We start from the raw sequence: 21,269 nt of genomic DNA, 5'->3' as shown, positions 1-21,269 counted from the left end.
ATGGGTAAGGTCACAGGCTTTCTCGAAATCGAACGTGAAGACCCGCGCTATGAGCCGGCGTCCGATCGCATCCGCCATTTTGGCGAATTCACCATCCCGATGAGCGAAGGGCGCATCGTCGACCAGGCGGCCCGCTGCATGGATTGCGGCATACCCTATTGCCATGGCGATACCGGCTGCCCGGTGCATAACCAGATCCCCGACTGGAACGACCTGGTCTATGGCGGGGATTGGGAAGAGGCCGCGCGCAATCTGCACTCGACCAATAACTTCCCCGAATTCACCGGCCGCATCTGCCCCGCGCCTTGCGAGGAAGCCTGCACGCTCAATCTGGAAGACGCCCCGGTCGCCATCAAGACCATCGAACAGGCCATCGCCGATCGCGCCATCCGCAATGGCTGGATCAAGCCGCAATTGCCGAGCCGCAAGACCGGCAAGTCGGTCGGCATTGTCGGCTCGGGTCCGGCCGGTCTCGCCGCCGCCCAGCAGCTCGCGCGTGCTGGTCACGACGTGCAAGTCTATGAGCGCGAGCCCAAGGCTGGCGGGCTGATGCGTTATGGCATTCCCGACTTCAAGATGGAGAAGGACCATATCGACTTCCGCGTCACGCAGATGGAAGCCGAAGGCGTCACCTTCCACTATGGCGTCAATGTCGGGGTGACCACGACGCTGGCCGAATTGCAGCGCCAGCATGATGCAGTGCTGCTCGCTGGCGGCGCCGAAAAGCCCCGCCCGGTCGATTCCGAAGGCACCGAGCTGAGTGGCGTGCACTACGCCATGCCGTTTTTGGTGCAGCAGAATCGTCGCCTCGGCGGCGAGGATGTGTCGGGTGAATTCCAGCTCACCGCCGCCGGCAAGCATGTCGTGGTGGTCGGTGGCGGCGATACCGCTAGCGACTGCGTCGGCACCGCGTTTCGTCAGGGCGCCATCGCCGTGACCCAGCTCGACGTCCGCCCGATGCCGCCCGAACTGGAGAACAAGCTGACCAACTGGCCCAATTGGGCGGTCAAGATGCGGACCTCTTCGTCGCAGGCCGAAGGCGCCATCCGCGAATTCGCCGCCGGCACCATGAAGATCGTCGGCAACGCGCGGGGGGAAGTCACCGGCGTCGAATGCGCCCGCGTCGACCGCACGCGCCAGCCCATCCCCGGCACCGAGTTCATCATCAAGGCCGACATCGTGCTGCTGGCCATCGGCTTTGCCGGTCCGACGCAGGAGGGCATGCTGACCGAACTGGGTGCGCAACTCGACAAGCGCGGCAATCTGTTCGCCGATACCATGAGCTACAAGACCACCACGCCCAAGGTTTACGCCGCCGGCGACATGCGCCGGGGCCAGTCCCTCGTCGTCTGGGCCATCCGCGAAGGCCGCCAAGCCGCCCGCTCCATCGACTTCGAACTGATGGGCAAGACGGATTTGCCACGGTAATATTTGGGGCCGTCGACCCCGGCGGCCCCACCACCCCGATGTCATCCCGGCCTTGAGCCGGGATCCATCCTGAGATCTCGGGCTGGATCCCGGCTCAAGGCCGGGGTGACACGGTGGGTGAGGCGCCATTCATGCCTCAGCCCTGCCCTCCCCAATATTTCCACACCGTCACCACCCGGCTGGACGATGGCAGAGAAAGTAGCGGCGCGGCCCCGTTGCCCACCCGCTGCGAACCGACTAAAACCCCTGCGTCACCCGGCAGGACCAAACATGACCACCAAGCCTTATGTCGTCGACGAACTGATCTCCGCCAAGGCCATCGCGGCGCGCGTTGAAGCCCTGGCCAAGGATATTTCCGCCTACTATGCCGGCACCGACAAGCTCGTCGTCGTCGGGCTGTTGCGCGGTTCGTTTATCTTCATCGCCGATCTGGTGCGCGAACTCGACCTGCCGGTGGAGGTCGATTTCCTCGAAGCCTCGTCCTATGGCGACGGCACCGAATCGAGCCGGGAAGTCCGCATCCTCAAGGATCTGCGGGGCGAGATTGGCGGCCGCGACGTGCTGGTGGTGGAAGACATTGTCGACACCGGCTACACGCTCAAGCATGTGCTGGAAATTCTCGGCACCCGCCAGCCCGGCCGCATGGAAGTCTGCGCTTTGCTCAACAAGCCGAGCCGCCGCGAAACCGATGTTACCGCCAAATGGGTCGGCTTCGACATTCCCGATGAATTCGTCGTCGGCTATGGCATCGACTACGCCCAACGCAACCGCAACCTGCCCCATATCGGCGCGGTGCGGTTTACCGAGTAAGCTTTGTAGCAGGAGCGAACATCGCCCCCTCACCCTAGCCCTCTCCCCAAAGGGGCGAGGGGATCAGGCCGGTGGTGAACACACATCTCGCCCCCATGCACGATGCAGTCCCCTCGCCCCTCCGGGGAGAGGGTTAGGGTGAGGGGACCGCGGCCGAGCTAATCCTCACCGTCCCCCGGTATTCTTCACCGGCTCCGCCGTCGGATCGATGCCGACGCCGAACGCATCGACCCGGCCGATGGGCGCCGTCACCAGTTGCTCCAGCGTAAACGGCGGCGTGGTGCTGGGCATGTCACTGGCCAGCAGCAGGTCGCCGGCCCGCGCCGGCACCCGGCTGATCGGCACCACCGCCCCGGCCACTTCCAACAGGCGGATTTGCCCCAGCCCCTGATAGGGCGGACGCAGCATCGCTGCGGCGTCGGTGCCGAGCAGCGGATCGGCCACCGCGATGGAGACCCCGCCGCCACGATAAAATGCCCGAATGGTCTGGTTGAGATAAAACGCCAGCTTGTCCGAGCCGGCGGCAGAAAAGTGAATGCCGTCATCCTTGCGCATGCGGGCATTTTGCCCGTTCACATCGGGACCATGGCTGGAATATTTGCCGTCCTCGCCGAGGAAGCGCTCATAGATATCGAGAAACTCGGCGCCGCCGGAAAAGCTCGCCAGCCGCTGGATATTGCTGATCTGGCTGATGGCGGCGGAATATTCGCTCTTGGCCATCGGCGGCAACCCGACCCAGATCACCGGCTTGCGCGCCGCGCGCAGTCTGCCGAGGAAACTGGCGATGCGCGCCTGATATGCGGCGTTCCACGGCTCGGTCAGCGGCGCATAGCTTTGGCCGTTGACCGTCAGTTCCTGCCGGTCATTGATGCCGATGATGACCACGGCGAGGTCAAAACTGTCGGCGGCAATCTGCTCGGAGATCGCCTTGTCCCAATCGAAATAATCGGCGCGCACGAAGCCCGATGAGCTGACGCCCTGATCGAGCACCACCAGATTGGGGTCTTCGGCATAAAACCGTTCCAGCGCCCGGCTGAGGTCGATGGCAAGGGAATCGCCAAACACCGCCAGCCGCGTCGCATCGGGAGCTTTTTCCACCTGCGGCTTGGGCGGCGGCAGGGCGGCGGGCGCCGCCTGCTGGGTTTGTCGGCGCGGCTGTGTCACCGGAGCCGGCGGCGCCTCGGGCTCGCCGAACAGCAGATCGAACAGGGTGCGGCGCTTGGCCTCCTGCGCCATCAGCACTGTGCCCTGATTTTGGGCAAGCGCCGGCGCCACGTCAACGAAGACGAGCAAGCCGACCAGCAATGCGACAATCAGGCGGATCATGGCTTTCCCGCGCAACAATCTGTTTCCTCTAGCAAAGCCGGCACCGCAACACCATCGACGTCCCCACGATGTTACCGCGCCGCAGCGGCCAGCGCCTCGGCACTGGCGCGGGTGATGAAGCCATCGGCCACCTGCCCCTGCGCTGCCTGAAACCGCGCATAGGCCTCCTGGCTGATCGGCCCCAGCCGCCCATCCACCGCGCCATCATACAGCCCCAGCCGCGTCAGTGCCTGCTGGATCACCTGGCGCTGCACCAGATTGGGCAGTGCCACGCTGCGCGGCCAGTCATCGACAAAGCCGCTGCCGCCCTTGAGCCGGTCGGTCATATGGGCGACGCTCATGGCGTAGCTGTCGGAGAAATTATAGCCCTTCAGCACCAGATAATTCTGCGTCATCAGGAATTTCGGCCCGTCCTTGCCGGCCGGCACATAGAGAAACACCGGCAGATTGCGGTCGGCGAATTGCCGGTTCGCTACCCTTGTAATGCCGCGCTCGGCAAAGAAGGATAGCGGGCGCAATTCGGTGCGGCTGGCCAGCAGATAATCAAAGCCCTCCGGCACCACCACTTCCATGCCCCAATCGAGACCGGGCTGATACCCCAGCCCGCGCAGATAGCGCGCACTGGTGGCCAAGGCATCGGCGAGGGAATTATGCAGATCCACCCGACCGTCGCCGTCGCCATCGCTGCCATAAGCCACCACATTGGACGGATTGACCTGCAAATGCCCGATGGCCCCGGCCCATGAGCCGACCAGCTGCTGGCTATCGAGTGGCCCGCGCTGCACCAGCAGCAAAGCCGCGATCAGATCACCCTCGTCTTCCTTGAGCCTTGTGCGGCGCTGCTGCACCAGGGTCGCCAGCGAACGGATGATCGGGCGGATCAGCTTGTCATTGCCCAGCACCGCGCCATAGTCGGTTTCCATGCCCCAGATGGCGCCCAGCAGATAGGGGTCGACGCCATAGCTCTGGCCGACGCTCTGGAACAGCCCCGACTGCGCAGCAATCGCCGCCTTGCCGCGGGCGATGCGGTTAGCGGTCACCCGCCCGTCGATATAGTCCCAGATCGGCGTGGTAAATTCGGGCTGGGTGGTGACGAGGTCGGGCACGCGTGGATCGGGTGTCAGCCCACCCATCGCCCGGTCATACACCGCGCCATCGACGCCGGCCGCGACAGCCTTGGCGCGAAAATTGGCGACAAAACTGTCAAAGCTCTCGATCGGCTGGGCAAGGGCCGGCAGGCTCAGCAGAACCAGCCAAAGCCCGACCAGCCAGCGCATCACCCTAGCGGTTCCGCGTCATCAGATGGCGTTCCCAGTCATAGGCCGATTGCACGATTTCGCGCAGATCATCATGCCGGGGCACCCAGCCCAGCTGCTGGCGCACTTTTGCGCCGGTGGCGGTGATCGAGGCCGGATCGCCGGCGCGGCGCGGGCCTTCCTCGGCGCGGAAATTGACGCCGGAAACGTCGCGCACCATGTCCACCACCTGCCGCACCGAAAAGCCCTGGCCATAGGCGCAGTTGAGCGTGGTGCTCTGCCCTCCTTGGCGCAGATGTTTCAGCAGCAGCGCATGCGCCGCGATCAGATCGGTGACGTGGATATAGTCGCGGATGCAGGTGCCGTCCGGGGTTTCGTAATCGGTGCCGAAAATATCCATCTTGTCGCGCTGGCCCAAGGCCGTCTGGCAGGCGACCTTGATCAGGTGGGTGGCCAGCGGCGAGGATTGCCCGCTACGCTTGGCGGGATCGGCGCCGGCGACGTTGAAATAGCGCAGCACGCCAAAGGTCATCGGGTGGGCGGCCGCCACATCGGCCAGCATCCATTCGGTCATCAGCTTGGAGCGACCATAGGGCGACATCGGGTTGAGCGGCGTGGTTTCGACCACCGGGGCCAGCCCGGTCATGCCGTAAACCGCAGCGGTCGAGGAGAAGATGAAGTGCTTCACCCCGCTTTTCACCGCCGCTTCGATCAGATTGCGCGAGGTGGCGGTGTTGTTGCCGTAATATTTCAGCGGGTCGATCACCGATTCCGGCACCACGATGGAGCCGGCGAAATGCACGATCTCGGTGATGCCATGCTTGTCGATCACTTTGCGCACATGGTCGATATCGCTGGCGTCGCCCGGCTCGAAAATGGCACGCCCATCGATGGCCCAGTCAAAGCCGGTCACCAGATTGTCCAGCACCACGACCTTCTCGCCCGCATCGGTCAGGTTGAGCACCATATGGCTGCCAATATAGCCCGCGCCCCCGGTTACCAGCACCGCCATGGGATAAACTCCGTAATTTTATAGGCTTAATTCGCCTTGATGATATTTTAGACAGGTTGAGATAGCTTTACAGCCGATCCACGTCACGGAGTATGAGATTTGTCTAAACGCGTCAGAACGGCGGTATTTCCAGTCGCCGGCCTCGGAACCCGTTTCCTGCCGGCAACCAAGGCCCTGCCCAAGGAAATGCTGACGGTCGTCGACCGGCCGCTGATTCAATATGCGGTGGATGAGGCGCGCGAAGCCGGCATCGAGCATTTCGTTTTCGTCACCGGCCGCAACAAGGGCGTCATCGAAGATCACTTCGACCGCCAGTTCGAGCTGGAGACCACGCTCGAAGCCCGCGGCAAGAGCCATGCCCTCGACGAATTGCGCAAGGACCTGCCCTCGGCCGGCCGCACCAGCTTCACCCGCCAGCAGGAGCCGCTCGGGCTCGGCCACGCCGTCTGGTGCGCCCGCGACATCGTTGGTGACAATCCCTTCGCCCTGCTGCTGCCCGACATGCTGTTCAAGGGCGAGCCCGGCGTGCTCAAGCAGATGATGGACACCTATGAGCACACCGGCGGCAATGTCATTGCCGTCGAGGAAGTGCCCGAAAGCGAGGTTTCATCCTATGGCGTGATCGAGCGTGGCGAGGGCCCGGATACCGGGTTCTCTCTCACCGGCATGGTGGAAAAGCCCAAGCGCGAGGACGCCCCGTCCAACCTCATCATCTCCGGCCGCTACATCCTGCAGCCCGACATCTTTGGCCTGCTGGCCAACCAGCAGCGCGGCGCGGGAGGGGAAATCCAGCTCACCGACGCCATGCAGACGCTGATGCAGACCCAGGCCTTCACCGGCGTCAAATATCAGGGCCAGAGCTTTGACTGTGGCTCCAAGATCGGCTTTCTGACCGCCAATGTGGTCTACGCCCTCGACCGCGACGACATCCGCGACGGCTTCATCAAGGAACTGCGCAAGCTCGATCTGGGTGGGCATTTCTAGGGCCGCCTATCTGTCCCCACCCACCGTGTCACCCCGGGCTCGACCCGGGGCCCATCCTGAGATCTCAAGATGGGTCCCGGCTCAAGGCCGGGATGACATCGAGCATGGGGAGAGGGCTTAGCTACGCTACCGCGACAGCGTGATCCCCAGCGTCATCCGATGCGCCTGCTGCACGCCATTGGCGCTGCTGTCGGCCTGATCGAAGCCGTAATCGGCTGTCACCGCCGTATGGGCGTTGACCTTGTAGTCGGCGCCGGCGCCGAAGCCATAACCGGTCTCGGTGTCGGGGCTGGCGGTGAATTGCGCCGTGTTCCAGTCGGCCAGCGCCCGCAGCTTGAGCCAGGAATTGACCGTATAGCCGATTTCCGCATTGGCGGTGTAATCGACCCGCGCCGTGCCACCGGCATTGGGGCCGGGCGGCGCCACCGTGGTGGCAAAGCCGGTCGTCAACCGCCAGGTCGGATCGGGCATGAAGCTGATCTGGGCGTCGTAAAGCTGGGTCACCACTTCGCCGAGGCTGCTGGCATCGAAGCGCCGCAGGCCGACACCGACCGAGGCGGTGGCTTCCAGAATCCCGTTCCAGCGGCCGGTCACCCCACCCTTGAGCGTGGTATCGGTGGCGTCGGGCCGCACCAGCAGCACCGATGAGGGCAGGTCGAACACATCGCGCCCCAGCCCGGCCACCCCGAACACTTCGAAAATCGGCGTCGCCTGGAAGCCGACGCGCAGGGCGCTGTCGAGCGACCAGAAATTCTGCTCCGAATTATCGGTGACGCTGCCATTGGTCAGCGTGGTGGCGCCATAGACATGGCGCTCCGCCGCGCCGGTCAGCCCGACATTGAACTTGCCGAACCGCCGCGTGATGCCGAGTTCGGCCCCGCCATTGGTGGTTTGCGGCGGGTTGGCGATGCTGCTGGCCAGTCCCGGCGTGCCCGGCAAGGGCTGGGTCAGCCCCAGGCTGCCGGTGGCGGTGACGCGGGTGACACTGTCGAGGTCGTAGCCGCTCTGCAGCCCCAGCCGCAGCGCGCCAAGCGCGATATTGCCGCCCTCGCTGGGCCGCGTCAGTTCCGCGCTGGCATCGAGATTGATCGCCGAGCGCGTGCCGATATGCTCGAGCCCGACCGTCGGCACTAGCCTCACATCGAAGCGCTCGCCCGCCGTGGCCTTGGTGTAGCTGCCGCGCAGCGCCACCGACCAGTCGACGTCGAAAAATGGATCATAGGGTTCAGCCAGCCCATCGGCATTGGCCAGCACGGGATCGGTTGGATAGACATTGGGGAGCAGGCGTTCATTGTCGACGCCCGAACCATCGCCCAGCGCATGATCGGACGCCGCCAGCGCCGGCGCAGCCAGAAGCAGGGCGGTGAGCGCTGTGGTGCCCGCCCATCTCCATCTGTGCCGCCGACCCAAAGGCAAACTCGCCTCCCCCAAAACTGGAAACGGCCCGCAACAATGCGGCCCCGAGCCCGGCGCAATCCTTCCATCTTATGGTTAACGAAACCTTGCCGGGACTGTGGATAGCAGCCTTTTGGCCTAACAAACTCGATGTCTTCCCGGCCTTGAGCCGGGAGCCATCTTGAGATGGATTTTTAACAAATGATCGGGGGATGGGCCCCGGCTCAAGGCCGGGGTGACACCGTGGATGGGGTTAGATGGCGACCGACCTCAGTCCGCCGCTTCCACCTTCAGCACCGCGCCATCATGGCCGACAATCCGCACCCGGCTGCCAGCCGGCAGATCGGCGCCCGACACGCGCCACACGCTGTCGCCCAGCACGATGCGGCCCATGCCCTGCTCGATGGCCTGGTCCAGCACCGCCTCCTGCCCGATCAATTGGTCGCCGCGCTGGTTGAGCAAAGGCCGGTCGGTATCGGCGGGCCGATCGCGGGTCCAGCGCAGCCACAGCACGATGCTGACCAGCGACAGCACACCAAAGATCAGCCATTGCATCGGCCAGCTGATCGGCTGGAACAGCGTCATCAGCCCGGTGACCAGCCCCGAAATCCCCATCCACAGCAGGAAACCGCCCGGCAGCACCAGCTCCAGCGCCAGCAGGATCAGTCCCGCCACGATCCAGGACCAGCCGCCATAACTGATGATGAAGTCGATAATCTGCATGATTTATCCCTGTTGGCCGCCGCTGCTGGGCGGGCGACCCGAGCGCGGCTGCGCCGGTGCGCCACCGCCAAAGCTTTCCCTGGCGATCTCGGCAATGCCGCCAATCGCGCCGATGACGCTTGAGGCTTCCAGCGGCAGCATGAGGATTTTCTGGTTGGGCGAGGTGGCGATGGCTTCGAGCGCCTTGATGTAATTATTGGCAACGAAATAATTGATCGCCTGCACGCTGCCACTGGCGATGGCCTCGCTGACCATGGTGGTCGCCTTGGCTTCGGCCTCGGCCGAGCGCTCGCGCGCTTCGGCATCGCGGAACGCCGCTTCCCTTCGCCCTTCGGCTTCCAGCACCTGCGCCTGCTTGGCGCCCTCGGCCTGCAAAATCGCCGATTGCCGGCGGCCCTCGGCTTCGAGAATCGCGGCGCGCTTTTCGCGTTCCGCCTTCATCTGCCGCCCCATCGATTCCACCACATCCTTGGGCGGATCGATATCCTTGATCTCGATACGGGTAATCTTGACGCCCCAGGGCGAGACCGCCGCATCCACCACCTTGAGCAGGCGATGGTTGATCTCGTCGCGATTGGACAGCAGCTCGTCCATATCCATCGAGCCCATCACCGTACGGATATTGGTCATGGTCAGATTGAGGATGGCGTTTTCCAGCCCCGAGACCTCATAGGCCGCCGCCGCTGCATCGAGGATTTGATAGAAGGTCACGCCATTGGCGGTAATGGAAGCATTGTCGCGGGTGATTACCTCCTGGTGAGGCACCTCGAGCACCTGCTCCATGACGTTGATCTTCTTGCCGATCTTGTCGATGAACGGCACGATTAGGTTGAGGCCCGGCTTGAGGGTGCGGGTATATTTGCCGAAGCGTTCAATGGTGTAATTGAACCCCTGCGGCACCGTCTTGGCGCCGGCGAACAGCACCAGCAGCGCCAGAATACCCAGGCCGATCAGCGTGATACTGAGGCCATCCAGGGCGAAGCCGTCAAATAATTCCATCGCTAATGCTCTCCTGATCTGCGTTGCGGCGACAATATGGCCGCCCATTAACCAGCGCAACGCCGCGACTCGGAACGAAGCCACCCAGCCAAGAGTTGAACCGGCAGGATAACCAGCGCCGAGAGCTTACTATGCCAGCGTCACGTCCCATCTGGAAAGGCCAGTTGCGCCTGTCCCTCGTTTCGATTGCGGTCGAGCTGTACACGGCCACCAAGGCCGACGCCAAACCCAGCTTCCGCCAGATCCACGAGCCATCGGGCAAGCCCATCCACTATGAAAAAGTGGTGGACGGGATCGGTCCGATCGACACCGACGACATCATGAAGGGCTTTGAATACGAAAAGGGCGATTACGTCCTGCTGACCGACGAGGAAATCGACGCGGTGCGGCTGGAGACCAAAAAAACCCTGGAGCTGACCCAATTCGTCGGCGCCAGCGAGATCGACCCGCTCTATTACGACAAGCCCTATTACATGACCCCGGCTGATGATCTGGCCGAAGACGCCTTCATCGTCATCCGCGATGCGTTGCGCCAGAGCGACAAGGTCGGGCTCGGCCAATTGGCGTTGCGCGGCAAGGAATATCTCGTCGCCATCCGCCCCTCGGGCAAGGGCCTGCTGCTCGAAACCCTGCATTATCAGGACGAGCTGCGCGCGGCCGAGCCCTATTTCGCCGATATCCCGGCCAAGCAGGCGGACTCTGATCTGCTCGACGTGGCCACCGCGCTGATCGACAAAAAGACCGCCGCCTTCGACGCCAGCCTGTTCAAGGATCACTATCAGGCCGCCTTGCGCGAACTGATCGCCCGCAAGCTCAAGAGCAAGGACCGCACCATCTCCACCAAGGACGAGCCGGACGAGCGCCCGGCCAGCGGCTCCAATGTCATCGACCTGATGGCAGCGCTGAAATCCAGCCTCGAAGGTGATGGTAAACCCGGCAAGGCGGCCAAAGCGCCATCGCGCAAAAAAGCGAGCTAAGCCATGGCCAGCAAAGCCGATACCCTGCTCAAGGACTACAAGGCCAAACGCGACTTCACCAAGACGCAGGAACCGTCTGGCGCCGCGAGCAAGGCAGCGGCTGCCGGCCAGCTTTTCGTGGTGCAGAAACACGACGCCACGCGCCTGCATTATGATTTTCGCATCGAGCTGGATGGCGTGCTCAAAAGCTGGGCGGTGACCAAGGGCCCCTCGGACAATCCCGAGGACAAGCGCCTCGCAGTTCGGGTGGAGGACCACCCGCTCGACTATGGCAGCTTTGAAGGCACCATTCCCGCCGGCGAATATGGCGGCGGCACGGTGATGCTCTGGGACCAGGGCACCTGGGAGCCGATTGGCGATCCGCATAAGGGGTTGGAAAGCGGCGACCTCAAGATGCGGCTCAACGGCGAGCGCATGCAGGGCGAATGGGTGCTGGTGCATATGAAGGGCCGCGACAGCGCCCGCAAATCCGGCCCGCCACGCGAAAACTGGCTGCTGATCAAACACCGCGACGCTCATGCCAAACCTGCCGACAGCCTGACCGAGCAGTTCACCAATTCGGTCACCACCGGCCGCGATTTTTCCGAGATCGCCAAGGGCGCCGCCGTCTGGCATTCCGACCCCGACAAGGCGGTCGACAACCCCGGCACCCCCAAACCCAAGCGCGGCAAGGCCAAGCCGCTGCCCGAGTTCCGTCCCCCCCAACTCGCCACCCTGGTCAGCGAAGTGCCGCAGGGCAGCGACTGGGTGTTCGAGATGAAATATGACGGCTATCGCTGTCAGGCCGCTATCGCCGGCGATCAGGTCAAGCTCTATACCCGCACCGGCAAGGACTGGACCGAGCAGTTCAAGGCCATCGTGCCGCCGCTGACCCGCATCACCAAGGGCAGCGCCCTGATCGATGGCGAACTCTGCGCCTTCGACGCCAAGGGCCGAACTGATTTCTCTACCCTCAAGGATCACCTCTCCACTGGCGGGAAGCTGACATATTTCGCCTTCGACCTGCTCGAGCTCGACGGCAAGGATTTGACTACCCTGCCCCTGGTCGAGCGCAAGGCGAAACTGGAAAAGCTGCTCGGCACCATCGAGGCCTCGTCGCTGGTGCAGTTCTCCGCCCATGTCACCGGCAATGGCCAGAAAGTATTCGACGCCATCGCCAGGGCCGGCCATGAGGGCATCATCGCCAAGCAGGCCAACGCCCCCTATCGCGGCGAGCGCACAAAAAGCTGGCTCAAGATCAAGGCCGGCAAGCGCCAGGAATTCGTCATTGCCGGCTGGACCCCCTCCACCAAGAAAAAAAGCTTTGCCTCGCTGCTTCTGGGCAGTTGGGAGGATGGCAAGCTGGTCTATCGCGGCCGCGTCGGCACCGGCTTCAGCGTCGATCAGGCCGATGCGCTGCAAACCCAGCTCGACGCCAGCAGCCGCAAGACCAGCCCCTTTGTCGCCGTCCCCGCCGCCATCGCCCGCACGGCGCGTTGGGTAACGCCCGAGCTGGTCGCCGAAATTTCCTATGCCGAAGTCACCCCGGACAATATTCTGCGCCATCCCGCATTTCAGGGCCTGCGCGGTGACAAGCCGGCCAAGGAGGTGAAGATGGAAACGCCCTCAACCGCCCCGCGCCTCAGCGCCGAGGCCGGCATCGCTGCCGCCAAGGCGGCCAAAATCCACTTCACCAGCCCCGAGCGCCTGATCTTTCCCGAGCGGGACATCACCAAGGCCGACCTCGTCGCCTATTACGCCGCCGTCGCCGATGCCATGCTGCCCTATATCGAAAACCGCCCGCTCAGCCTGCTGCGCTGCCCGCAAGGCCCGACCCAGCACTGCTTCTTCCAGAAGCACGACACCGGCGGCTTTCCTGACGCGATGAAATCCCTGCTGATCACCGAAAAGGACGGCAGCAAGGAGGATTATTTCTACATCGACAATCTGGCCGGGCTGATCGCCGGCACGCAGATGAATGTGCTGGAATGGCATCTCTGGGGGTCGCGCAACAAGGACATCGAAAAACCCGAGCGCATCGTTTTCGACATCGACCCCGACGAAGACCTCGATTTCAGCCATGTCCGCGCCGCCGCGCTGGATATCCGCCAGGAGCTGGAAAGCTGGAACCTTGAAAGCTACGCACTGGTCAGCGGCGGCAAGGGCATCCACGTCATCGCGCCGCTGCAGCCCAAGGCCGAATGGCCGCTGGTCAAAGCCTTCTGCAAGAGCTTTGCCCAGCGCCTCGCCGACAAACACCCCGAGCGCTACGTCGCCAATATGAGCAAAGCCAAGCGCAAGGGAAAACTCTTCATCGACTATCTCCGCAACGAGCGTGGCTCGACAGCCATCGCGCCCTGGTCGAGTCGCTCCCGCCAGGGCGCGCCGGCGGCGGTGCCGGTCAGCTGGGACGAGTTGGCAACCATCAAGGCCGCCAACCAGTTCACCCTGGCCGACGCCGCCGACCGGGCCAAATTGCCCGACCCGTGGAAGGGCTATTTTGCCACCAAGCAGGTGATTACGGCGAAGATGGCGGGGGAGTGACGCAGCGCTGACTGCCCCACCCCCTCCTAGCCTCCCCCATCAAGGGGGAGGTATCTCTCCACTCGTTGGCACGATCCAGTCTCAACCACAGGGTGGCACCTCCCCCTTGATGGGGGAGGTTGGGAGGGGGTGAAGCACCAAGCTCAGCGCCCCCTCACGGCATCGGCACATTCACCCGGCGATCGATGGTCAGCGTAATCGCGATCACCACGAAGGCAAAAATCACCATGCCCAGCGCCAGCACATGCGCCTCGGCCCATTGCAGCCGCTCGACATAGTCATAGAGCGCAATGGCGATCACCTTGGTCTGGCCCGGAATATTGCCGCCGATCATCAGCACCACACCGAATTCGCCCACCGTATGGGCAAAAGTCATCACCGCCCCGGTAATATAACCCGGCCGGGCCAACGGCACCGCGACGCGCCAGAACCGCTGCCAGTCCGACGCCCCCAGACTGGAAGCGACTTCCAGTGGATCATCGCCAATCGCGGCAAAACCATTGCGCAGCGGCTGCACCATGAAGGGCAGCGAATAAAAGAACGAGCCGATCAGCAGCCCGGTAAAGGAAAACGCCAACGTCCGCCCGCCCCAGAAACTGGCGATCCAGCCACCCGGCCCATTGGGACCGAGCGCGATCAGCAGGTAAAATCCCAGCACTGTCGGCGGCAGCACCAGCGGCATCGCCACCACCGCCCCGACCAGCTCGCGGTACCGGCTCTTGCTGCGCGCCAACCACCAGGCGATGGGCGTGCCCAGTACCAGCAGCACAAGCGTATTGATGGCAGCCAGCGTCAGCGTGAGGCTGACCGGAGTCCAGATGTCATCAAAGCTCATTGTACATGGCCTCTCAGTCGACACCCTCCCCCTTGCGGGGAGGGATCAAGGGTGGGGGTGGATTGGCCACTATATTGGGGCTCTCGCACCCCCTCCTAGCCTCCCCCGTCGAGGGGGAGGTATAGATTTGTGGGTCGGCACCATGGTGCTAGGCCCAGATCGCCTTATTCCACCACGTAACCCGCCGCCTCAATCACCGCCACCGCCTTCTCGCTCCGCAAAAACTCGACATAGGCCGTCGCCGCCGGGCTGGTTTCGCCGGTCTTGAGCAACACCACATCCTGGCGGATCGGCTCATACAGCTCGGCCGGCACGATCCATACGCTGGTCTTGCCCACCACCTGGCTGGCCGCAACAAAGCCCAGTTCCGCATTGCCGCTTTCGATAAATTGCAGCGTCTGGGTGATGTTTTCGCCGGTCACCAGCTTGGGCGTGATCGCCTCGGTCAGGCCCAGCGCCTCGATGGTTTCGACCGCCGCCCGGCCATAGGGCGCAGCGGCGGGATCGGCGATGGCCAGCTTGTCGAAGGCCCCGCCGCTCAGCACCGCGGTGCCATCGGCCAGATCGAGTGAGGTGCTGTAAAGCGCCAGCGCGCCAATGGCATAGGTGAACACACTGCCGTCGACGCCCAACCCGTCCACCACCGCCTTGGTCGGGCGCTCATCATCGGCAGCCAGCAGCACCTCGAACGGCGCGCCCTGGGTAATCTGGGCATAAAGCTGGCCGGTGGCGCCAAAGCTATACACCACGTCATGGCCGGTTTCGGCCTTGAAGATCGGCGCCAGTTCCTCGGCGACCTTGGTGAAATTGGCGGCGACGGCGCCGCTGACTGTCTCGCCATAAGCGGCGGTGCTCAGCAGCAGCCCAGCCAGCAGCGTGCCCAAAAATGCACTATTCATCCCAAGCTCCGATATGTTTTCAAAACCATATCGGTTCTGCCAAGCACGCAGCGAAGGCGCAAGCGTTATTTCCGGCCGGACATATCGAAATGCTGCCGCAATGCTGCGACGTCCTCGGCGAGGGCCTGCCGGGTTTTGTCCTGCATGGCGCGGTAATGCGCCAGCACCAGTTGCCCGGCCTCGGTGAGCTGCGCGCCACCCTGCGCCGCGCCGCCTCGGCTGGATTCCACCAGCACCATGCCAAAGCCGTCATTGAGCGCCTGCACCAGGCTCCAGGCCCGCTTATAGCTCATGCCCATCGCCTTGCCGGCGGCGGAGATGGAGCCATGTTCGGCGATCAGTTCCAGCAGATCGGCGCGACCCGGCCCGATATAGGCGGTTTCGCTCAGCGTCACCCGCAAATGCGTCAGGCCATCTTCGGGGATATTTGCCACGCCGCGATCCTCCCAAGGCTCGGAGGGCGGCGGGTCATCGCCCCCTCACCCTAGCCCTCTCCCCAGCGGGGCGAGGGGATTTGTCTGGTGGTGAACACAGCACCTGCCACCCCCACAATATGGTCCCCTCGCCCCTTCGGGGAGAGGGTTAGGGTGAGGGGAATGCGGGTTCGCTTACCCCCGCAGCGCGCTCGCCTCGCGCGCCAAAGCTTCAATCCGCGCCCAATCGCCAGACGCCAGCGCATCCGCCGGCATGATCCACGACCCACCAACGCAGATCACATTGGACAAGCCCAGATACACCTTGGCCTTGACCGGATCGATGCCGCCCGTCGGGCAAAACGTAATGTCGGGCAGCGGCGAGGCAAAGGCCTTCAGCACCGGCGCGCCGCCATTGGCTTCGGCCGGGAAGAATTTGAGGAAGCTATAGCCGCGCTCGGATGCCGTCATCGCCTCGCTCGGCGTGGCAATGCCCGGCAGCAGCGGTATGCCGATATCGTCGGCGGCGTCGAGAATGCGCGGGGAAATCCCCGGCGACACCATGAAGCGGCAGCCGGCATCGACCGACTGCTTCATATGCAGCGCGTTGCGCACCGTGCCCGAACCGACAATGGCGCCGGTGACCTTGGCCATCTCTTCCATCACCTTGAGGGCGTTGGGGGTGCGCAAAGTCACTTCCAGTACCGGCAATCCGCCGGCGACCAGCGCTTCGGCCAGGGGCCGCGCCTGGCTCACATCATCGAGGATGATGACGGGCACGACGGGGGCCAGCGACAGGATGGAGCGAATGGCGGCGGCGTCTTGGGGCATGATCTTTCCTCAACGGGGCAGTTGGGGGAACGGTTAGGAGCTTGCTCCTTAAGTCGCAACCCTGTTCATTGAAAAGCCGAGAAAAAATCCCTAGGTTCCGCCACGACTTCGGGAGGGATTCTACATGGTGCAGACGATCAACGCGATTACGCCTCTCGACGAGGCACGCGCCATTCTCGCCCAGCATTTCGACCTCAAATTCTCCAAATCCATCGAACGCGCCACCGAGAAGGTGTTCGACCGGGTCAAGAACCAGATTCCGCAGATCGAATGGGCCTTCTATGCGCCGCTGATTTTCCAGATCAACCGGCTCAAGCAGGAAAAAGACGCGGTCATCCTGGCGCATAATTACCAGACCCCGCAAATCTATCACGGCGTCGCCGATATCGTGGGCGACAGCCTGCAGCTGGCCATCGAGGCGACCAAAGTCCGCCAGCAGGTCATCGTGCAATGCGGCGTGCATTTCATGGCCGAGACCTCCAAGCTGCTGAACCCGGACAAGACCGTGCTCATCCCCGACAGCCGCGCCGGCTGCTCGCTCGCCTCCTCGATCACCGTCGAGGATGTCATGCTGATGCGAGAAAAATATCCCGGCGTGCCGGTGGTGACCTATGTCAACACCTCGGCGGCGGTGAAGGCCGTCACCGATGTGTGCTGCACCTCGTCCAACGCGCTCGATATCGTCAACCGCGTCGATGGCGACAGCGTCATCATGATCCCCGATCAATATCTGGCCGCCAACACCGCCAAGAAGACCAAAAAGAAAATCATCACCTGGGCCGGCGCCTGCGAGGTGCATGAAACCTTCACCGCTGAAGATATCTCGGAGCTGCGCCACGCCTATCCCACGGCCAGCATCATCGCCCATCCCGAATGCCCGCCCGACGTCATCGACGCGGTGGATTTTGCCGGCTCCACCGCCGCCATGATCGATTGGGTCAAGACCAACAAGCCGGCCCGCGTGGTGATGGTCACCGAATGTTCCATGTCGGACAATGTCGCCAGCGAGACCACCGGCGTCGACTTCCTGCGCGGCTGCAACATCTGCCCGCATATGAAGCGCATCAACCTCGAAAACATTTTGTGGAGCCTCCACACCATGACCGAGGAAGTCTTTGTCGACCCCACCATCATTCCCGCCGCAAGGCAAGCCGTGGAACGCATGATCGAGATGAGCCGCAAGGGCGATTAGGCGTTGCGGAGAAAGACGTGCTCGCGGTGAAAGTCCAGGGCCGACTGCATCGGCTGGGCGACCTCAGACTGTGGCAGGCGCAGTTTGCCCAGCGGATTGAGCCGCTCCAGCAATTCAGGATCGATGCGACTGAGATCGACGATCAGTTGATGCTGCCGCCCCACGGCGATCTCTCCGGCGCGAAAAGCGTCGGCCACCCGCCTTTCGAGGCACAGGAAATTACTGACATGCAGCGATCCACCCGCTGCCAATGGCCGGATGGCAGCGACTTCCAGACTCTCATGCAGGAATTCTGCGGGCGGCGAAAATTGCGCCCCCGTCATCGCACAGGCATAGCCATAATTGACCAGCACGCTGGAATAGAGGCTCCGCAAGGTTTCGAACGGCGGCGGCTCGGGATCGGCATCAGCCTCGAACGGCGTATTGGCGTCGCTGAAAAACTTCTGCCAATAAAGCGGACTGCCGGGATCGTCGTCGGGTGGCTCGACCACGATAGCTCCTGTCCGCCATTGCCGATATTCCGGCAATCTATGCGTGTCGTCCCGTAAGTCAAATCACTGAGGCAGCCGATGACCATTTTCGACAACACCCTCGACGCTGACGGCGCGCTCATTGTCGGGGCGGGTCTGGCTGGTCTGTTCACCGCGCTGAAACTGGCGCCGCGTCCGGTCACCGTGTTGTCGCCCAAACCCTTGGGCACCGGTGCCTCCTCGGCCTGGGCACAGGGCGGTGTCGCTGCCGCGGTGGGCGCAGGCGATAGCAGCCATGCCCATGCCGTCGATACTGAAATGGCCGGCGCCGGCATTGTCGATCACGGCACCGCCGAAAGCGTCACCGCCGAGGCCGCCGCCCGCATCGAGGATCTCGCCCGCTGGGGCACGCCGTTCGACCGCGACGATTTCGGCAATTATGCGCTGGGCAAGGAAGCGGCCCATTCCGCCAATCGCATCGTCAAAGTGGAAGGCGACCGCGCCGGCTGGGCCATCATGCAGGCCATCATCGCCGAAGTGCGCCGCACCCCGTCGATTCGCGTGGTGGAGGGCATCACCGCGCTCAGCCTCGCCCGCGACAATGGCCGCATCGTCGGCGTGTTCTGCCGCCGCCAGGGCGACCGCTATTCCGAGCCGGTCTTCATCCGCGCCTGCGCCACCGTGCTGGCCGCCGGTGGGCTGGGCGGGCTCTATGCCGTCACCACCAACCCGCCCGGCGTGCGCGGCCACGCTCTGGGCATGGCGGCCCGGGCCGGGGCGCTGATCGCCGATGCCGAATTCGTCCAGTTTCACCCCACCGCCATCGCCACCGGCGCCGATCCGGCCCCCTTGGCGACCGAGGCCTTGCGCGGCGAAGGCGCCATCCTGATCAATGATCTGGGCGAGCGCTTCATGCCGGCCATTCACCCCGATGCCGAATTGGGGCCGCGCGACATCGTCGCCCGCGCCAATTTCCGCCAGATCCAGGCGGGCCGGAAAGTGTTTCTCGATACGCGGCAGGTGCTGGGCGCGTCGATCCTCACCCGCTTCCCCACCGTGGCCCAATATTGCCTCGACGCCGGCATCGACCCGGTCACCCAGCCGATCCCGGTCACCCCGGCGGCGCATTTCCACATGGGCGGTGTCCAGGTCGACGAGCGCGGGCGCTCCTCCCTGCCGGGCCTCTGGGCCTGTGGCGAAGCCAGTTGCACGGGCCTGCACGGCGCCAATCGGCTGGCCTCCAATTCGCTGCTCGAAGCCACCGTCTATGGTGCGCGCATCGCTGAGGATATTGGCGGGCTGGAGCCGGTCGGCAATCTGGCCCCATTCAAGGGCATCGCCTGGGACGAGGCCGAAGGCGAGCGCGCCGAACAGGTGCTGCGCAACCTGCCCGCCGTGCAGGATTTGCGCCAGATCATGACCAGCCTGGTTGGCGTCGAGCGTAATGCGGATGGCCTCAAGCAGGCGCTACGCCAGATCGCGACGCTCGAAACCAGCGCCGAACATGTCACCAGCGCCTATCTCAACATGACCACGTCGGCCACTTTGGTTGCCGCCGCCGCGCTCAAGCGCACCGAAAGCCGCGGCGGCCACTTCCGCACCGACTTCCCCACCACTGATGAAAATTGGCTGCATCACACCACGATGACGCTGACCGAAGCGCTGGCGATCAGGGCAGAGGCTTAAGCTACTGTCGCCCAAAACTCGGTGTCATCCCGGCCTTGAGCCGGGACCCATCCTGAGATGGGTTCACCGGTAGGATCTCGAGATGGGCCCCGGCTCAAGGCCGGGGTGACATCGTGGGTGGGGCTGGGTACGGCGGTCATGCAAGCAGCCCGGCTTTCAGCCCCATCGTCATTGCCCGGCTTGTCCGGGCAATCCAGCGATGCCGCCACCTGCCATGGACCACCCGAACAAGTCGGGTGGTGACGGTGTGGATAGTGCTGATCAGCGCGCCAACACCGCATCCACTTCCGCCCGCGTCGGCGGCTTGCAGCCTTTGCGGCCGCAATTGATCCCGGCCACCACCGCGCCAAACCGCAGCATGTCGCCCAGCGCGCCCTCGCCCAGCCCGTCGAGCTTGCCCGGCTTGAGCAGGCCGCGCTCATGCAGCCAGGACAAAATCCCCGCCATCAGGCTGTCACCGGCGCCCACCGTGTCGCCAAACTCCGGCGGCACATAAATGCTGGCCTGCGCCGTGCCGGCCTTGGTGAAAGCGCGCGAACCCTGTTCGCCCAGCGTCACCACCACCAGCTGGCAATTGGGCCGACCCAGCAGCGCCGCCGCATGCTGCTCGATGCTCATCGAAGCATCCAGCGCTTCGAGGTCTTCCTCGGACACCTTGATCACATGGGCCAGGTCGAGGAAGCGCCCGAGCCGTTCCTTGTAGCCGGCGAAATCATCGACCAGGCTGGGCCGCACATTGGGGTCGATGGAAATCGTCGCGCCCTTGGCAATCGCCGCTGCGACCACCTCCAGCCACTGCGTCGCCTCATCCGGCTTGATCGGGCAGAAGCCGCCAATCTGGTAAAGATCGAGCTTTTCCGGCAGCGCGGCAATGGCTTTGACAGCATCGATGGCGCCATCGGCGGCGCGGTAAAACCCGTAACGGGCATTGCGCTTATCGTCGAAATTGACCACCGCCAGCGTGGTATAATCGGCAACGCGCTCGGGCAGCAGCGCCGTCACGCCGGCCTCGTTGAGCGGCCCCAGCAGATAGTCGCCAAAAGCGTCCGCCGAAATCGGGCACAGAAAGCCGGTGGCATTGCCCAGCTTGGCCAGCGCAATGGCACAATTATAGGGCGAGCCACCCGGATGCGCCGTCATCACGATCTGGCCTGCATGGTCCCGACCGATCAGCGCGCCATCCGGCAGCGCCACTTCGGCCTTGAGATCGATCAGGCTTTCCCCACCAACGACGAACATAAGCGCATTCTCCCGGCTCTGTTGCGCCGCCCCGGCGCAACCGCCAGCGACATAGCATTTTTGCCCGCTCTGTCACCAGCGGCGTGAGCATCTGCTCAGCTGGCGGGCGTCGGGTAGCGGAGCGCCCACCAATCCGTCCAGCGCTGTTCGAGCGCGGCAAACTCGGCATCGGACAGGCCATAGGTGGTGAGCAGCACCGAGCCACCGCCATGCGGCCGCTTGGGCGACATCCCCATATCGCTGACCACCAGCAACCCGTCGCCCCATGGCT

General features: G+C 63.7%; 20 protein-coding genes. 7 read left to right on the top strand and 13 right to left on the bottom strand.

What is annotated here, in order from left to right:
* Together ACX3OZ_RS17005 and hpt are read left to right on the top strand one after the other, a co-directional pair.
* Positions 1–1,428 (top strand): glutamate synthase subunit beta, encoded by a 1,428-nt coding sequence (locus ACX3OZ_RS17005; protein ID WP_459105008.1) that lies wholly within the window; start codon positions 1–3, stop codon positions 1,426–1,428.
* Between the two features lie 270 nt (positions 1,429–1,698).
* Entirely contained in the window at positions 1,699–2,238 is a 540-nt protein-coding gene (hpt, locus tag ACX3OZ_RS17000; protein ID WP_459105007.1) for a hypoxanthine phosphoribosyltransferase, read from the top strand.
* A 165-nt stretch (positions 2,239–2,403) separates the two neighbouring features.
* On the opposite strand, the gene ACX3OZ_RS16995 is transcribed toward hpt, so the two are convergent.
* The 3 genes from ACX3OZ_RS16995 to galE are packed head-to-tail and all read right to left on the bottom strand — an operon-like array spanning position 2,404 to position 5,832.
* Entirely contained in the window at positions 2,404–3,579 is a 1,176-nt protein-coding gene (locus ACX3OZ_RS16995; protein WP_459105006.1) for an SGNH/GDSL hydrolase family protein, read from the bottom strand.
* Positions 3,580–3,635: 56 nt separating this feature from the next.
* The gene (locus tag ACX3OZ_RS16990) at positions 3,636–4,841 is read right to left on the bottom strand and encodes a lytic murein transglycosylase (RefSeq protein ID WP_459095518.1); all 1,206 of its coding nucleotides are present in this window, start codon (positions 4,839–4,841) and stop codon (positions 3,636–3,638) included.
* 4 nt (positions 4,842–4,845) lie between these two features.
* Positions 4,846–5,832: a UDP-glucose 4-epimerase GalE gene (gene galE / locus ACX3OZ_RS16985; RefSeq protein WP_459095517.1), complete on the bottom strand. Its 987-nt coding sequence runs from the start codon at positions 5,830–5,832 to the stop codon at positions 4,846–4,848.
* Positions 5,833–5,931: 99 nt separating this feature from the next.
* On the opposite strand from galE, the gene galU reads away from it, so the two are divergent.
* The gene (galU, locus tag ACX3OZ_RS16980) at positions 5,932–6,816 is read left to right on the top strand and encodes a UTP--glucose-1-phosphate uridylyltransferase GalU (protein WP_459095516.1); all 885 of its coding nucleotides are present in this window, start codon (positions 5,932–5,934) and stop codon (positions 6,814–6,816) included.
* 126 nt (positions 6,817–6,942) lie between these two features.
* On the opposite strand, the gene ACX3OZ_RS16975 is transcribed toward galU, so the two are convergent.
* From ACX3OZ_RS16975 to ACX3OZ_RS16965, 3 genes are all read right to left on the bottom strand, one after another.
* On the bottom strand, positions 6,943–8,232 hold the full coding sequence (locus ACX3OZ_RS16975; protein WP_459105005.1) for an outer membrane beta-barrel protein: 1,290 nt from the start codon (positions 8,230–8,232) through the stop codon (positions 6,943–6,945).
* 249 nt (positions 8,233–8,481) lie between these two features.
* Positions 8,482–8,934: an NfeD family protein gene (locus ACX3OZ_RS16970; RefSeq protein WP_459095514.1), complete on the bottom strand. Its 453-nt coding sequence runs from the start codon at positions 8,932–8,934 to the stop codon at positions 8,482–8,484.
* Positions 8,935–8,937: 3 nt separating this feature from the next.
* Positions 8,938–9,933 (bottom strand): SPFH domain-containing protein, encoded by a 996-nt coding sequence (locus ACX3OZ_RS16965; RefSeq protein ID WP_459095513.1) that lies wholly within the window; start codon positions 9,931–9,933, stop codon positions 8,938–8,940.
* A 131-nt stretch (positions 9,934–10,064) separates the two neighbouring features.
* Between ACX3OZ_RS16965 and ku the strand changes: the two genes are divergently transcribed.
* Positions 10,065–10,910 (top strand): non-homologous end joining protein Ku, encoded by an 846-nt coding sequence (gene ku, locus ACX3OZ_RS16960; protein WP_459095512.1) that lies wholly within the window; start codon positions 10,065–10,067, stop codon positions 10,908–10,910.
* A gap of 3 nt (positions 10,911–10,913) precedes the next feature.
* Complete coding sequence (gene ligD, locus ACX3OZ_RS16955; protein WP_459095511.1) at positions 10,914–13,433, top strand: DNA ligase D; 2,520 nt, start codon at positions 10,914–10,916, stop codon at positions 13,431–13,433.
* A 154-nt stretch (positions 13,434–13,587) separates the two neighbouring features.
* On the opposite strand, the gene modB is transcribed toward ligD, so the two are convergent.
* The 4 genes from modB to eda all read right to left on the bottom strand — a co-directional run bounded on the left by modB (position 13,588) and on the right by eda (position 16,411).
* Complete coding sequence (gene modB, locus ACX3OZ_RS16950; protein ID WP_459095510.1) at positions 13,588–14,268, bottom strand: molybdate ABC transporter permease subunit; 681 nt, start codon at positions 14,266–14,268, stop codon at positions 13,588–13,590.
* Positions 14,269–14,432: 164 nt separating this feature from the next.
* Positions 14,433–15,167, bottom strand: a complete 735-nt coding sequence (modA, locus tag ACX3OZ_RS16945) for a molybdate ABC transporter substrate-binding protein (protein ID WP_459105004.1) — start codon at positions 15,165–15,167, stop codon at positions 14,433–14,435.
* A gap of 65 nt (positions 15,168–15,232) precedes the next feature.
* Complete coding sequence (locus ACX3OZ_RS16940; RefSeq protein ID WP_459095508.1) at positions 15,233–15,601, bottom strand: winged helix-turn-helix domain-containing protein; 369 nt, start codon at positions 15,599–15,601, stop codon at positions 15,233–15,235.
* 174 nt (positions 15,602–15,775) lie between these two features.
* Entirely contained in the window at positions 15,776–16,411 is a 636-nt protein-coding gene (eda, locus tag ACX3OZ_RS16935; RefSeq protein ID WP_459095507.1) for a bifunctional 4-hydroxy-2-oxoglutarate aldolase/2-dehydro-3-deoxy-phosphogluconate aldolase, read from the bottom strand.
* Between the two features lie 124 nt (positions 16,412–16,535).
* Between eda and nadA the strand changes: the two genes are divergently transcribed.
* Positions 16,536–17,603, top strand: coding sequence for a quinolinate synthase NadA (gene nadA, locus ACX3OZ_RS16930; RefSeq protein ID WP_459105003.1), 1,068 nt, complete (start codon positions 16,536–16,538; stop codon positions 17,601–17,603).
* Here nadA and ACX3OZ_RS16925 read toward each other — a convergent pair.
* Complete coding sequence (locus ACX3OZ_RS16925) at positions 17,600–18,094, bottom strand: hypothetical protein (RefSeq protein ID WP_459095505.1); 495 nt, start codon at positions 18,092–18,094, stop codon at positions 17,600–17,602. The genes nadA and ACX3OZ_RS16925 overlap by 4 nt on opposite strands.
* A 78-nt stretch (positions 18,095–18,172) precedes the next feature.
* Here ACX3OZ_RS16925 and ACX3OZ_RS16920 point away from each other — a divergent pair, with 78 nt between their 5' ends.
* Entirely contained in the window at positions 18,173–19,759 is a 1,587-nt protein-coding gene (locus tag ACX3OZ_RS16920; protein WP_459105002.1) for an L-aspartate oxidase, read from the top strand.
* 261 nt (positions 19,760–20,020) lie between these two features.
* Here the strand turns inward: ACX3OZ_RS16920 and ACX3OZ_RS16915 are convergent, their stop codons facing one another.
* Both ACX3OZ_RS16915 and ACX3OZ_RS16910 read right to left on the bottom strand, forming a co-directional pair.
* Positions 20,021–20,998: a PfkB family carbohydrate kinase gene (locus ACX3OZ_RS16915; RefSeq protein ID WP_459095503.1), complete on the bottom strand. Its 978-nt coding sequence runs from the start codon at positions 20,996–20,998 to the stop codon at positions 20,021–20,023.
* 95 nt (positions 20,999–21,093) lie between these two features.
* Positions 21,094–21,228 (bottom strand): hypothetical protein, encoded by a 135-nt coding sequence (locus ACX3OZ_RS16910; protein WP_459105001.1) that lies wholly within the window; start codon positions 21,226–21,228, stop codon positions 21,094–21,096.
* Between the last annotated feature and the right edge of the window lie 41 nt (positions 21,229–21,269).

The organism is Devosia sp. A369 (assembly GCF_054489345.1).
The sequence above is the reverse complement of the archived record's forward strand: the minus strand, read 5'-3'. Positions and strand labels throughout refer to the sequence as shown.